This is a genomic window from Pseudomonas cucumis (genome assembly GCF_030687935.1).
Classification (GTDB): domain Bacteria; phylum Pseudomonadota; class Gammaproteobacteria; order Pseudomonadales; family Pseudomonadaceae; genus Aquipseudomonas; species Aquipseudomonas cucumis.
The window spans coordinates 5458782-5470940 of the sequence record NZ_CP117454.1 but is presented as its reverse complement, the minus strand read 5'-3'; the positions used below and the strand labels follow the sequence as shown (position 1 = coordinate 5470940).

General features: G+C 61.0%; 15 protein-coding genes. 12 read left to right on the top strand and 3 right to left on the bottom strand.

The genetic code is table 11. The features are described 5' to 3' along the window. Window positions 1-48: 48 nt before the first annotated feature. Together PSH97_RS24825 and PSH97_RS24820 are read right to left on the bottom strand one after the other, a co-directional pair. Entirely contained in the window at window positions 49-705 is a 657-nt protein-coding gene (locus PSH97_RS24825) for a class I SAM-dependent methyltransferase (RefSeq protein ID WP_305447076.1), read from the bottom strand. Then, window positions 702-1166 (bottom strand): YbaY family lipoprotein, encoded by a 465-nt coding sequence (locus PSH97_RS24820; RefSeq protein WP_305447075.1) that lies wholly within the window; start codon window positions 1164-1166, stop codon window positions 702-704. Before PSH97_RS24820 ends, PSH97_RS24825 begins: the two co-directional genes overlap by 4 nt. Window positions 1167-1283: 117 nt before the next feature. On the opposite strand from PSH97_RS24820, the gene nrdR reads away from it, so the two are divergent. The 12 genes from nrdR (at window position 1284) to PSH97_RS24760 (ending at window position 10137) form a co-directional block, all read left to right on the top strand. Further along, the gene (gene nrdR / locus PSH97_RS24815; RefSeq protein WP_007906838.1) at window positions 1284-1748 is read left to right on the top strand and encodes a transcriptional regulator NrdR; all 465 of its coding nucleotides are present in this window, start codon (window positions 1284-1286) and stop codon (window positions 1746-1748) included. Next, the gene (gene ribD, locus PSH97_RS24810; protein ID WP_305447074.1) at window positions 1745-2878 is read left to right on the top strand and encodes a bifunctional diaminohydroxyphosphoribosylaminopyrimidine deaminase/5-amino-6-(5-phosphoribosylamino)uracil reductase RibD; all 1134 of its coding nucleotides are present in this window, start codon (window positions 1745-1747) and stop codon (window positions 2876-2878) included. Before nrdR ends, ribD begins: the two co-directional genes overlap by 4 nt. Before the next feature lie 47 nt (window positions 2879-2925). Beyond that, window positions 2926-3591, top strand: a complete 666-nt coding sequence (locus tag PSH97_RS24805; protein ID WP_305447073.1) for a riboflavin synthase — start codon at window positions 2926-2928, stop codon at window positions 3589-3591. 31 nt (window positions 3592-3622) lie between these two features. Then, on the top strand, window positions 3623-4714 hold the full coding sequence (gene ribBA, locus PSH97_RS24800) for a bifunctional 3,4-dihydroxy-2-butanone-4-phosphate synthase/GTP cyclohydrolase II (RefSeq protein ID WP_007906834.1): 1092 nt from the start codon (window positions 3623-3625) through the stop codon (window positions 4712-4714). Between the two features lie 91 nt (window positions 4715-4805). Beyond that, on the top strand, window positions 4806-5282 hold the full coding sequence (ribH, locus tag PSH97_RS24795) for a 6,7-dimethyl-8-ribityllumazine synthase (protein WP_003228649.1): 477 nt from the start codon (window positions 4806-4808) through the stop codon (window positions 5280-5282). Continuing rightward, window positions 5279-5779 carry a transcription antitermination factor NusB gene (gene nusB, locus PSH97_RS24790; RefSeq protein WP_038981348.1) on the top strand — a complete coding sequence of 167 codons (501 nt, stop codon included), beginning with the start codon at window positions 5279-5281 and terminating at the stop codon, window positions 5777-5779. The genes ribH and nusB overlap by 4 nt, the downstream gene beginning before the upstream one ends. 18 nt (window positions 5780-5797) lie before the next feature. Beyond that, a complete protein-coding gene (gene thiL, locus PSH97_RS24785) occupies window positions 5798-6763 on the top strand; it encodes a thiamine-phosphate kinase (RefSeq protein ID WP_305447072.1) in 966 nt (321 codons plus the stop codon). Beyond that, entirely contained in the window at window positions 6760-7263 is a 504-nt protein-coding gene (locus tag PSH97_RS24780; RefSeq protein ID WP_305447071.1) for a phosphatidylglycerophosphatase A family protein, read from the top strand. Before thiL ends, PSH97_RS24780 begins: the two co-directional genes overlap by 4 nt. 23 nt (window positions 7264-7286) lie before the next feature. Beyond that, on the top strand, window positions 7287-8024 hold the full coding sequence (locus PSH97_RS24775; protein WP_305447070.1) for a substrate-binding periplasmic protein: 738 nt from the start codon (window positions 7287-7289) through the stop codon (window positions 8022-8024). Window positions 8025-8303: 279 nt separating this feature from the next. Continuing rightward, window positions 8304-8921, top strand: a complete 618-nt coding sequence (gene ribA, locus PSH97_RS24770) for a GTP cyclohydrolase II (RefSeq protein ID WP_007906827.1) — start codon at window positions 8304-8306, stop codon at window positions 8919-8921. Then, window positions 8918-9337, top strand: a complete 420-nt coding sequence (locus tag PSH97_RS24765; RefSeq protein WP_095054591.1) for an MFS transporter — start codon at window positions 8918-8920, stop codon at window positions 9335-9337. The genes ribA and PSH97_RS24765 overlap by 4 nt, the downstream gene beginning before the upstream one ends. Then, window positions 9337-10137, top strand: coding sequence for a cobalamin-binding protein (locus tag PSH97_RS24760; protein ID WP_305447069.1), 801 nt, complete (start codon window positions 9337-9339; stop codon window positions 10135-10137). The genes PSH97_RS24765 and PSH97_RS24760 overlap by 1 nt, the downstream gene beginning before the upstream one ends. A 44-nt stretch (window positions 10138-10181) precedes the next feature. Here the strand turns inward: PSH97_RS24760 and PSH97_RS24755 are convergent, their stop codons facing one another. Next, complete coding sequence (locus tag PSH97_RS24755; RefSeq protein ID WP_305447068.1) at window positions 10182-12065, bottom strand: TonB-dependent receptor domain-containing protein; 1884 nt, start codon at window positions 12063-12065, stop codon at window positions 10182-10184. Window positions 12066-12159 lie beyond the last annotated feature (94 nt).

Below are 12159 nucleotides of genomic sequence, written 5' to 3'. Positions count from 1 at the left end.
TGGTGGGGGGTGGCCGGAAGTCAGAGTACTGATCGTTCCCACGCTCGATCATGTCCGGGTGGCGTGGTAAAGACTCACATGCCGAAACTCTTCAGGCTCGGCCAGATCCGGCAAGGTCATCGCTTCCAGCATTTCAATGCGCCGATACAACGGATGGCGGAAATCCCTCACCCGCGAATCCGCCACCAACGCTTCCCGACCACGGCTGAGAAACTCGTCGAGCAACGGCAGATTCGCCCGGTCGTAGAGCACATCGGCCACCAGAATCAGATCAAACCGATCGGCCTCGGCGAAAAAATCCGTCGAGTAGTTGAGTTGCACGCCATTGAGTTCGGCATTCGCCCGACACGCGGCAATCGCCAGCGGGTCCAGGTCACAGGCCACCACTTCCAGCGCCCCGGCTTTCACCGCCGCAATCGCGGCGACCCCTGAGCCGGCGCCGAAATCCAGCACTCGTTTACCTTCGACCCATTGCCGGTGCTCGGCGAGATAGCGAGCCACGGCCAGCCCACTGGCCCAGCAGAAACTCCAGTACGGCGGCTCGTGGAGAATCCGCCGGGTTTCTTCCGGGCTGAAGGCTCGGTCCATGTTATCGCCGTCGATCAGCCAGAGTTTCAGCTCGGTGCCGGGTAACTCACAGGCTACAAGCTGTGCATCGCCGAGCAGTTCACTTAGCGCCTGTTGCAGGTCGAGCGGTGCAATCATGGTGCTTTGACGAATTGCAACTGACCCAATGCCTGGGTGGTTGGCTGTGTGATCATTTGCGCCGGCAGATGCAGGATCAACTGGCCGGACTGACTGGCGCGGCCGCGAAGCTCGACGCGGGCACCGGCTGGAAAGGATTCAGGGTTGAAACGCAGGCGAAACGGCAACACTTGATGGGTGCCGATCAGGTTGGAACTGGCGAGCAATTGTTGCGGGCGATCCTTTTCGTCGACCACCAGCAACGCCAGTTCGACTTCGGCACCGGCCGGCACGCCCTGCAGGGTGCCGCTCAATTCACGTTGATAAGCCGGCAGCGGACCGAGTTCGGCCGACGCCTTGGCTTTCTTCTGCGCCTGTTGCGGTGCAGGGCCGGGCGTTGGCGGCTGGGGCTTGGGCGCATCGCTGCCACAGGCCACCAACAGGCTGAAAAGACTGAGCAAAATGAGTGGTCGTAAAGACATTGGCGGCTCCAGCAAGCGAAATCCATATACAGCCAGTCTGTATACCGCAAACCCTATGGCTTGTCTTGCCACGGGGATGCGCTACCATGGCCCTCCCATTTTTTGTTGCCTGCCACCATGCACTGTCCCTTCTGCGGTGCCAACGACACCAAGGTCATCGACTCGCGTCTGGTCGCCGAGGGCGAACAGGTGCGCCGCCGGCGTGAATGCCTGGCCTGCGGCGAACGTTTCACGACGTTTGAAACCGCTGAACTGGTGTTGCCGCGCCTGATCAAAACCGACGGCAGTCGCCAGCCGTTCGACGAAGAAAAACTCCGCGCCGGCATGCAGCGGGCGCTGGAGAAGCGCCCGGTGAGTGTCGAGCGCCTCGAATCGTCGCTGGTGCACATCAAACACAAGTTGCGCGCCACCGGCGAACGCGAGGTCAAATCCCTCGTGGTCGGCGAACTGGTGATGGCCGAGCTGAAGAAGCTTGATGAAGTCGCCTATATCCGCTTCGCTTCGGTGTACCGACGCTTCCAGGACCTCAACGAGTTCCGCGAAGAGATCGATCGCCTCGCCCGTGAACCGGTGAAAGAATGACCACTTCTGAGGAACAAGCCATCCTCGACGCCCATTACATGGCCCGGGCTCTGGAACTGGCGCGCAAAGGTCATTACACGACGCATCCCAACCCCCGGGTTGGCTGCGTGGTGGTGCGCGACGGGCAGATTGTCGGCGAAGGCTGGCATGTGCGCACCGGCGAGCCCCACGCCGAAGTCCACGCCCTGCGCGCCGCTGGCGACAAGGCGCGGGGCGCCACGGCTTACGTGACGCTTGAGCCTTGCAGCCACCACGGCCGTACGCCGCCCTGCGCCGATGCGCTGGTGAATGCCGGTGTGGCACGCGTCGTTGCGGCGATGCAGGACCCGAACCCGGAAGTTGCCGGTCGCGGTCTGCAACGTCTGGCCCAGGCCGGTATCGCCACTGAAAGCGGCGTGCTGGAAGGCGAGGCGCGCACGCTCAATCAAGGCTTCCTTAAACGCATGGAACACGGCTTGCCGTTCGTGCGGGTCAAGTTGGCCATGAGCCTGGACGGTCGCACGGCGATGGAAAGCGGTGAAAGCCAATGGATCACCGGCCCCGCGGCGCGTTCGGCGGTACAGCGCTTGCGCGCCCAGGCCAGCGTGGTGCTGACCGGCGCCGACACGGTGCTGGCGGACAACGCCCGTTTAACTGTGCGTGCCGACGAGTTGGGTCTGGACGCTGAGCAGACCGCGTTGGCCATGAGCCGTCCACCGCTTCGCGTGCTGATCGACGGTCGCCTGCGGGTGCCGCTGAATGCACCGTTCTTCAAGGCGGGTCCTGCACTGGTCGCCACGTGTGTCGCGGTGGAAGAACAGTACGCCAACGGCCCGGAATGCCTGATCGTGCCGGGCGATGATGGCCAGGTCGATCTGCATCAGTTGCTGGTCGAACTCGCCAACCGTGGCGTCAATGACGTGTTGGTCGAAGCCGGCCCGCGACTGGCTGGCGCGTTTGCCCAGCTCGGGCTGGTGGACGAATTCCAGATCTTCATCGCCGGCAAGTTTCTCGGTTCCTCGGCCCGTCCCTTGCTGGACTGGCCACTGGCGCAGATGAAAGATGCGCCTGAGCTCAAAATCACCGAAATTCGTGCGGTTGGCGATGACTGGCGAGTCACTGCCATTCCTGTGCCATTGGCGAGCGTATAATTCCCGGCCATTGCTCTAGCGCTGGCTCTGTTCTCGAGGAGGACTCCATGTTTACCGGTATCATCGAATCCATCGGCAGTATTCGTGCATTGACCCCAAAAGGTGGAGATGTGCGGGTTTACGTAGAAACCGGCAAGCTCGACCTGAGCGACGTCAAGCTGGGCGACAGTATTGCCGTCAACGGCGTGTGCCTGACGGCGGTTGAATTGCCGGGCAATGGCTTTGCGGCGGACGTCAGTCGCGAAACCCTCGACTGCACCGCCATGAATGACCTCAAAAGCGGCAGCCCGGTCAATCTGGAAAAAGCCCTGACCCCGACCACCCGCCTTGGTGGGCACCTGGTCAGCGGTCACGTCGACGGTGTCGGCGAAGTGGTTGCCCGCACCGAAAATGCCCGCGCCGTGGAATTTCGCATCCGCGCGCCGAAAGAACTGGCCAAGTACATCGCCCACAAAGGCTCGATCACCGTCGACGGCACCAGCCTGACCGTGAACGCGGTCGATGGCGCCGAATTCCTGCTGACGATCATTCCGCACACCCTGAGCGAAACCATCATGGCGTCGTACCAGCCTGGTCGCCGGGTGAACCTGGAAGTCGACTTGCTGGCCCGTTATCTGGAGCGCCTGTTGTTGGGCGATAAGGCCGCAGAGCCTGCAAAGTCCGGCAACATTACCGAAAGCTTTCTGGCCGAGAACGGCTACCTCAATTCCTGAACCTCAATTTTTGAAAGAAGGGGGGTGCCTTGTGGCGCTCAATAGCATCGAAGAACTGGTTGAAGACATCCGCCAAGGCAAGATGGTCATCCTCATGGATGACGAAGACCGCGAGAACGAAGGCGACCTGATCATGGCCGCCGAGTGCTGCCAGCCTGAACACATCAACTTCATGGCCAAGCACGCCCGTGGCCTGATCTGCATGCCGATGAGCCGCGAGCGCTGCGAACTGCTCAAGCTGCCGTTGATGGCGCCACGCAACGGTTCCGGTTTCGGCACCAAGTTCACCGTGTCCATCGAGGCCGCCGAAGGGGTGACCACCGGTATCTCCGCGGCCGACCGTGCGCGCACCGTGCAAGCCGCTGCCGCCAAAGACGCCAAGGCTGAAGACATCGTCAGCCCCGGTCACATCTTCCCGCTGATGGCCCAGGCCGGCGGTACGCTGGCCCGCGCCGGTCACACCGAAGCGGCCTGCGACCTGGCGCGCATGGCCGGTTTCGAGCCGAGCGGTGTGATCTGCGAAGTGATGAACGACGACGGCACCATGTCCCGTCGCGCCGAACTCGAAGCGTTTGCCGCCGAACACAACATCAAGATCGGCACCATCGCTGACCTGATCCACTACCGGATGATCCACGAACGTACCGTTCAGCGGATTGCCGAGCAGCCGCTGGACAGCGAATTGGGCCAGTTCAACCTGGTCACCTATCGTGATTCGGTAGAAGGCGACGTGCACATGGCCCTGACCCTGGGCACCGTGTGCGCCGAAGAGCCGACCCTGGTCCGGGTGCACAACATGGACCCGCTGCGTGACCTGTTGATGGTCAAACAACCGGGCCGCTGGAGCCTGCGCGCCGCCATGGCTGCGGTTGCCGAGGCTGGCAGCGGCGTGGTGCTGTTGCTCGGTCACCCGCTCGATGGCGACGTGTTGCTGGCGCATATCCGCGAAACCGCGGATCACAGCGCAGTGAAAAAACCGACCACCTACAGCATCGTCGGTGCCGGTTCGCAGATCCTTCGGGACCTGGGCGTGCGCAAAATGCGCCTGATGAGTGCGCCGATGAAATTTAATGCGATATCCGGTTTCGATCTGGAAGTTGTAGAATACGTGCCCTCCGAATAATGACCGGCAGTTTGCGGGCCTGTATTCGCGGTTAACACATCACTGAGGGACGCGTAGAAAACGCGTCCCGGCTCTTTAAGAGATCTAACGAATGACCCTGAAGACCATCGAAGGTACCTTCATCGCCCCTAAAGGCCGCTACGCTCTGGTAGTGGGCCGTTTCAACAGCTTCGTCGTTGAAAGCCTGGTCAGCGGTGCAGTTGATGCCCTGGTTCGCCATGGCGTGAGCGAAAGCGACATCACCATCATCCGTGCGCCTGGCGCCTTCGAAATCCCGCTGGTTGCGCAGAAAGTCGCTCAGAAGGGCGAGTTCGCGGCAATCATCGCCTTGGGCGCAGTCATTCGTGGCGGTACTCCGCACTTCGAATACGTGGCGGGCGAATGCACCAAGGGCCTGGCCCAGGTGTCCATGGAGTTCGGCGTACCGGTCGCTTTCGGCGTACTGACCGTTGATTCCATCGAACAAGCCATCGAACGTTCCGGCACCAAGGCCGGTAACAAAGGTGCTGAAGCTGCCCTGTCCGCTCTGGAAATGGTCAGCCTGCTGGCGCAGTTGGAGGCCAAGTGATTAGCGACGATAGCGATCGTTTCAACCCGCGCGATCCAAAGCCTGCGGATGCCGGCAAGCCATCGAAAAGCGTCAAGCGTCGCGAAGCCCGTCAGCTCGCGACTCAGGCGCTGTACCAATGGCATATGGCCAAGCAGTCGCTGAACGAGATCGAAGCGCAGTTCCGGGTCGATAACGATTTCAGCGATGTCGACGGCGCCTACTTCCGTGAAATCCTGCATGGGGTTCCGGCACAGAAGGACCGGATCGATGCCGCACTGGCGCCATGCCTGGACATCACCATCGAAGAGCTGGACCCGGTTGAACTGGCGGTTCTGCGCCTGTCCACCTGGGAACTGCTCGAGCGTGTCGACGTGCCGTACCGCGTTGTGATCAACGAAGGTATCGAACTGGCCAAGGTCTTCGGTTCCACGGACGGCCACAAGTTCGTCAACGGCGTGCTCGACAAGCTGGCTCCGCGTCTGCGTGAAGCTGAAGTGAAGGCGTTCAAGCGCTAACCAGCGCTTGAATTTGCAATGGGCGAGTTTGAGCTGATCCGCAATTTCTTCGCCGCCGCGCCTTGTGCGCAGGGCGGCGAAAGCGTTGCCCTCGGGATCGGTGACGACTGCGCCTTGCTGGCTGTTCCTCCCGGGGAGCAGTTGGCAATCTCCACCGACACGCTCGTGGCCGGTGTGCATTTCGCAGACCCCTGCGACCCGTTTCTGCTCGGTCAGCGCGCGCTGGCTGTGGCTGTCAGTGATCTGGCCGCCATGGGCGCCGCTCCCATTGCCTTTACCCTTGCCCTGACCTTGCCGACGGTGACCACCGATTGGCTGGAAGCCTTCGCCCGTGGTTTGAACCTCATGGCGCAAAATTGCGGCGTGGCGCTGGTGGGTGGCGATACCACCCGCGGGCCGTTGAGCCTGACCATGACCGTGTTCGGTCGGGTGCCGGCCGGTTTGGCGTTGACCCGCAGTGGTGCTCAACCGGGCGATTTGCTCTGCGTGGGCGGTGAGTTGGGTAACGGCGCGGGCGCATTGCCGTTGGTGCTCGGCCAGCGAATGGCTGACCCGGCCATCGCTGATCCGTTGCGTGCCCATTACTGGTCGCCGCAACCGCAGCTGGGTCTGGGCATGGCATTGCGCGGCAGAGCCACTGCGGCGCTGGACATCTCCGACGGCCTGCTCGCCGACTGCGGGCACATTGCCCTGGCGTCGAAAGTCGGGGTTCAGGTAGAGCACAGTAAGCTGCCGTTGTCGAAGGCGCTGCTGGCCTTCCTTGGTCAGTCGGGCGCCGAGCAAGCCGCCCTGAGCGGTGGTGACGATTACGTGCTGGCCTTCACCTTGCCGCCCGCCGAGTTGCCATCGTTGCTGGCGGACGGCTGGCCGATCCATGTGCTCGGGCAGGTGGTTGCAGGGCAGGGCGTGATTCTGCTGGACGCCGAGGGACACGACATCACCCCGCCAATCCGGGGTTATCAACATTTTCGGGAGACACCGTGACAGATCATCCCAAACAGGTCCCGGCGGAGTTCGTACCGCCGTCGGTCTGGCGCAACCCTTGGCATTTCCTGGCGTTCGGCTTCGGCTCGGGCACCCTGCCAAAAGCGCCGGGCACCTGGGGTTCGTTAGTGGCGTTACCCTTCATTCCGTTGTGGCAGATGCTGCCCGATTGGGGCTACTGGCTGATGCTCGGCATTACCATGCTGTTCGGCTTCTGGCTGTGCGGCAAGGTCGCCGATGATTTGCGCGTGCACGACCATGAAGGCATCGTCTGGGACGAAATGGTCGGGATGTGGATCACCCTGTGGCTGGTGCCGGAAGGTTGGTATTGGTTGCTGGCGGGATTCCTGATGTTCCGCTTCTTCGACATCCTCAAGCCCTGGCCGATCCACTGGATCGACCGTCATGTACACGGTGGTGTCGGGATCATGCTCGACGACGTGCTGGCCGGCGTATTTGCGTGGTTGGCGATGCAAGGACTGGTGTGGTTCTTCATCTGAGGCGTCAAGTGAGAGAACCGGGGATGGCGCGCCGCGGGTTGCTGCTGATGGTTTTCGCGGTGTTTTGCTCGCTCGCCCGGGCGGAGGATGTACCGACGACGCCGTCCGTGATTCATCTGGCCAGCGAAGCCTGGCAAGACTACACCGCCGCCGATGGTCAGGGTTTGGGCTGGGACGTGTTGCGCAAAATCTTCGAGCCGGCGGGCGTAAAACTGGATATTCGAACCGAACCTTATACGCGCGCCATGGGCCTGGCACAGCGTGGCGAAGTGGACGCCTGTGTCGGTTCTTATCGGGAGGAGGCGAGCGACCTGCTTTATCCGCGATGGAATTTCGATACCGATCACATCTACGCATTGGGCTTGGCCAGCAATCCGGCGCCGACCCTGGATACCTTGGGCAACTACCGATTGGCGTGGGTACGCGGTTACAAGTACCAGGCTTATCTGCCTAATGTGCAGCGCTATAACGAAGTCGTGCGGCGGACGGGAATTCTGCCGATGCTGACCCACAATCGCGCCGACTACTACATCGATGCACTGACCGAAGTCGATTACGTCGTCAGCCGAGCCAAGGATCCGTTGCAGTTTCGCCGCACGCATATTGCGGAGTTGCCGCTGTTTCTATGCTTTGCCGATACACCCAAGGCCCGCAAGCTGATGGCACTGTTCGATCAGCGCATGGACGTGTTGGTCAAAAATGGCCAGCTGAAACCGATCTTCGAACGCTGGAAGCAACCCTATCCGTTTGACTCGAACTGAACATAGCTCTTGTAGCAGCTGGCGAAGCCTGCGTTCGGCGGCGAAGCCGTCGTGAATTCAGGCGCTGTGGTGTGTCAGATTGACCGAGTCGACAGGTTTCGCGACGGCTGCGCCGCCGAACGCAGGCTACGCCAGCTGCTACAGGGATGTATCGCGTCCACCCGATGATCAAACTTTTTGATCGTTATGCCCCATAATTCAGCCTAAGCGTCTGCGGGAACGTGCTGTTACAATGCCGCCTCTGCGAATCTTCAGTACATATAGATCAGGAGCACACCGGTGCCTGTCGTTTTTGTCGCCGCTTCCAAGCTGCCAACGCCTTTTGCGCAATTCACCATGCATGGCTTTCTCGATGAAGAGAACGGCCGCGAGCACGTGGTGCTGAGCCTGGGTGAGTTCGCCGACGGTGCTCCGGTACTCGGCCGGTTGCACTCCGAATGCCTGACCGGCGATGCCTTGTTTAGCCAGCGTTGCGACTGCGGTTCGCAACTCGAGGCAGCCTTGCAGGCGATTGCCCGTGAAGGCCGTGGCGTGTTGCTCTACTTGCGTCAGGAAGGTCGCGGCATTGGCCTGTTGAACAAGATCCGCGCCTATGAATTGCAGGACGGCGGTGCCGACACCGTTGAAGCCAACGAGCGTCTGGGTTTCGCCGCCGACCAGCGCGACTATGCCATGTGCCTGCCGATGCTGGAGCACCTGGGCGTGAAGTCCCTGCGTCTGATGACCAACAATCCACGCAAGGTCAAAGCTTTGACCGACATGGGCATCGTGGTGGCCGAGCGCGTGCCGTTGCACACCGGGCACAACCCGCACAACAAACTCTATCTGGCCACCAAGGCCAGCAAGCTCGACCACATGATGGGTAACGAGCATCAGGGTGAGGTTGACCGGGCGTGACCCGCGGCCAAGTGCGGCGGCGACTGTCCGTCAACTGGTGGCAATACCTGGCGCTGGCCTTGGTGCCGCTGTTCGTGATCAACGGCGTATTCGGCCAAAGCGAGGCGATTCTGCCGGTGCTGGCGATGCCATTGTTCATCGCCGGTGTGGCCTCGATGTTTGTCAGCCTGAAATTCTTTGGCGGCTACAAGCACGCGCTGATCGCCACCCAGAAAGCTCTCGACACCCCTGAAGAACCCGACGCCTGGATCGCCCTGGCCGCGAAACGCCGTGCCGCGTTTCTGGTCGCCGGCCTGCCCGCCTGGATCGGTGCGCTGGCGGTATTCGTCGGTCTTGAAGCCGTACCGCTGGTGCTGCTGGCATTGTCGACCACGGTGCTGTTCTACCTCTACCGTATCCCGCGACAACTCGGCTGATGCGCAGCATCTGGCTGGCGGTGTTGCTATTGGCCGTCAGCGGCTCGGCGACTGCGGTTGAGCGGGTTGTCAGTCTGGCACCGTCGCTTTCTGAAATCGTCGTTGAGTTGAACTCGGCTGACCTTCTGGTCGGTGTGCTGGATGCTGGCGAACGTCCCGCTGAACTCAAAGACATTCCTTCCGTTGGCAGCTACGGCCAGTTGGACATGGAACGACTGCTCAGCCTCAAGCCCGATCTGTTGCTGCTATGGCCTGGCAGTGTGGGGCCGGCTCAGCGTGAGCAGCTCAAGCGGCTGAACATTCCCACCTATGTCGCCGAACCTCACAACCTCGAACAACTTACCGCCCAGATTGAAGTGATCGCTGCGCAACTCGGCAGAGCGGAACGCGGCGTTTCATTGGCTGAAAATCTGAGACAACGACTCGATTCCCTGCGCCAACGCTACCGAAGGGATGAACCGTTACGGGTGTTCTATCAAGTCTGGGATCGGCCGCTGTACACCGTGGGCGGTGGGCAGATCATCAGCGATGCGCTGGAGGTCTGCGGGGCGCGCAATGTGTTTGCCGACCTGACGCAGCCTGCTCCGCAGGTCAGTGTGGAGGCGGTGTTGCAGCGCAATCCCGAGGTGATTCTGGCCAGTGATCAGGCGCAACTCGATGCATGGAAGAGCTGGCCCCAGGTAACGGCGGTGGCGCAGGGGCAATTGCTGCTGGTGACGGATAAAGGCCTGGAGCGGCCGAGTGGGCAGATGATCGAAGCGACTGCCAAGTTATGCCAGTTGATCGCGCCCGACCATTAAGACCGAGGCGCATTCATCGCGGGCTCAAACACCACAATTTCTGGTCAAAACCCCGGCATCCAGGTCACCCCGAACATCCACGCCCTGCCTTCTTCGCGATAGCCATACTGACTGCCGCCATGGCTGTACAACGCCCGGCTGTAAGCCTTGTCCAGCAGGTTATCGACCTTCAATTCCAGCTTGATCTCGCGATTCAGCGCCCAGCTGCTACGCAACCCCAACAACGCATACCCGCCCAACGGCTGCTGGTTGTTCTCGTCGTCATAACTGCTGCTCACCGCTTGCCAACTGGCTCCGAAACCGAGTCGGTCAAACTGCCGATCCAGATCCAGGCTCAACGTCCGCCGTGCACGACGGGCGAGGGTGTGGCCGCTGTCGCGATCCCGTGGGTCGATGATTGCCACGCCGAGGTTGCTCTGCCAGCCGAACAGCTCTTGTTTCAAGGCCGCCTCAAAACCGTTGATCCGCGCCGAAGCGACGTTCGCCGGGCGGTTGTTGCTGCCGAAAATAATCGCGTCTTGCAGATCGGTGCGGTACAGCGAGGCTTCCAGGCGACTGCTCTGCGTCAGCTGGCTGCGCCATTGCAGCTCATAACTTTTCGAGGTTTCGGGTTTCAAATCCGGATTGCTGAAATCCGGGTAGTACAGGTCGTTGAAGGTCGGTGCGCGGAAGCCTTCGCTGTAGGTCAACAGCACATCGTTGTCCGGGTTCAGCGGCAGGGTGAACGTGCCGCTCCAGCTGTTCTGGCTGCCGAACTGCTGGTTCTGGTCACGGCGCAGGCCTAGTTCGGTAGAGAAACTGTCGGCCTGATAGCGATGCTGGATAAACGCTGCGCGGTTCCAGCGGCTGTCTTCGTCGAACGCCGTGCTGCTATTGATTCGGTCTTCGTACCAGTCGCCGCCGAGGATCAGGCTGTTGCGCTCATCCAGGGTCAGGTCATTCTGCCAGTTCACTGAATCACGGTAAGTGTTGAACACACTGCGCTCGTCGCTGAGCTTGTCGAGCGTCTTCTCGCGGTTTTCGCTGTGGCCGAATTCGACGCGGGTTTTCCAGGCGTCGTTGATGCGCGCATCGATGTAACTGCTGACGCTGCTCACAGAGAACTCGCTGTAGGGCTGCTGCTGGACCGATTCAAAGGTGTTTATATCGAAGCGACCGAACGGGTTGTCGAATGCGCTTTTGCCCTGGTTATCCAGCAGGTTGGCGCCGACTTCGATGTCATCGGTGAGGGCGTGACTCAGGCTTAAGCTGACCGACTTATTGCGGTATTCGTCGTGATCGCCATCACTGGGATAAGACTCATGGGTGCGATTGATGCCTGCCGTTTCGTCGAGGCTGGCACCGAGATTGAAGCGTGTCTGCGCGTTGCCGCCAGACAATCCAAGGCTGCGCTCCCAAGTCTGGTTACTGCCAACTCCCACGTGCATGCGTGGTTGCAGGCCTTGTTCACCGCCACGGCGGGTGAAAATCTGGATCACCCCGCCAATCGCATCGCTGCCGTAAATTACCGAGCGCGAACCGCGCAGCACTTCCACGCGCTCGACCTGTTCGATGTTGATGTGTTGCAGATTGCTGTCGCCAGAGGTCGAGTTGCCGATGCGCTGGCCGTCGACCAACACCAGACTTTGCGCCGACTTGGTACCGCGAATGTACACCCCCGGCAGACTGCCGCGCCCACCGGTTTGCCCGACCTGTACACCCGGTACGCGGCGCAGTAGATCCGTGACACTGCTCGGTTGCAGACGGTCGATGTCTTCGCGGGTGAACACCGTGTTTGCAGCGCTGCTGTCATTGCGTGCTTCGACCTGACGGTTGGCGCTGATCAGCACGTCCGGCAGTTTCAGGGTCTGGTCGCGTTCGAAAGTGTCGGCCAAGAGTTGGCTGGCCGGCAGGAGGGCCAGCGCCAGGGCGAGGCGGGGGAGTTTCATGGGCAGTCCGTTGGTGCTTTAAAGTGAACACATTCTTGAAGGTTGCACAAACCAATGTGGGAGCGGGCTTGCCCGCGATGACGGAGTGTCAGTC

Excerpts from the sequence above, each read along its gene's own strand:
- PSH97_RS24825 (WP_305447076.1), bottom strand. The coding sequence starts at position 705 with ATGATTGCACCGCTCGACCTGCAACAGGCGCTAAGTGAACTGCTCGGC.
- PSH97_RS24820 (WP_305447075.1), bottom strand. The coding sequence starts at position 1,166 with ATGTCTTTACGACCACTCATTTTGCTCAGTCTTTTCAGCCTGTTGGTG.
- nrdR (WP_007906838.1), top strand. The coding sequence starts at position 1,284 with ATGCACTGTCCCTTCTGCGGTGCCAACGACACCAAGGTCATCGACTCG.
- ribD (WP_305447074.1), top strand. The coding sequence starts at position 1,745 with ATGACCACTTCTGAGGAACAAGCCATCCTCGACGCCCATTACATGGCC.
- PSH97_RS24805 (WP_305447073.1), top strand. The coding sequence starts at position 2,926 with ATGTTTACCGGTATCATCGAATCCATCGGCAGTATTCGTGCATTGACC.
- ribH (WP_003228649.1), top strand. The coding sequence starts at position 4,806 with ATGACCCTGAAGACCATCGAAGGTACCTTCATCGCCCCTAAAGGCCGC.
- thiL (WP_305447072.1), top strand. The coding sequence starts at position 5,798 with ATGGGCGAGTTTGAGCTGATCCGCAATTTCTTCGCCGCCGCGCCTTGT.
- PSH97_RS24775 (WP_305447070.1), top strand. The coding sequence starts at position 7,287 with ATGGCGCGCCGCGGGTTGCTGCTGATGGTTTTCGCGGTGTTTTGCTCG.
- PSH97_RS24760 (WP_305447069.1), top strand. The coding sequence starts at position 9,337 with ATGCGCAGCATCTGGCTGGCGGTGTTGCTATTGGCCGTCAGCGGCTCG.
- PSH97_RS24755 (WP_305447068.1), bottom strand. The coding sequence starts at position 12,065 with ATGAAACTCCCCCGCCTCGCCCTGGCGCTGGCCCTCCTGCCGGCCAGC.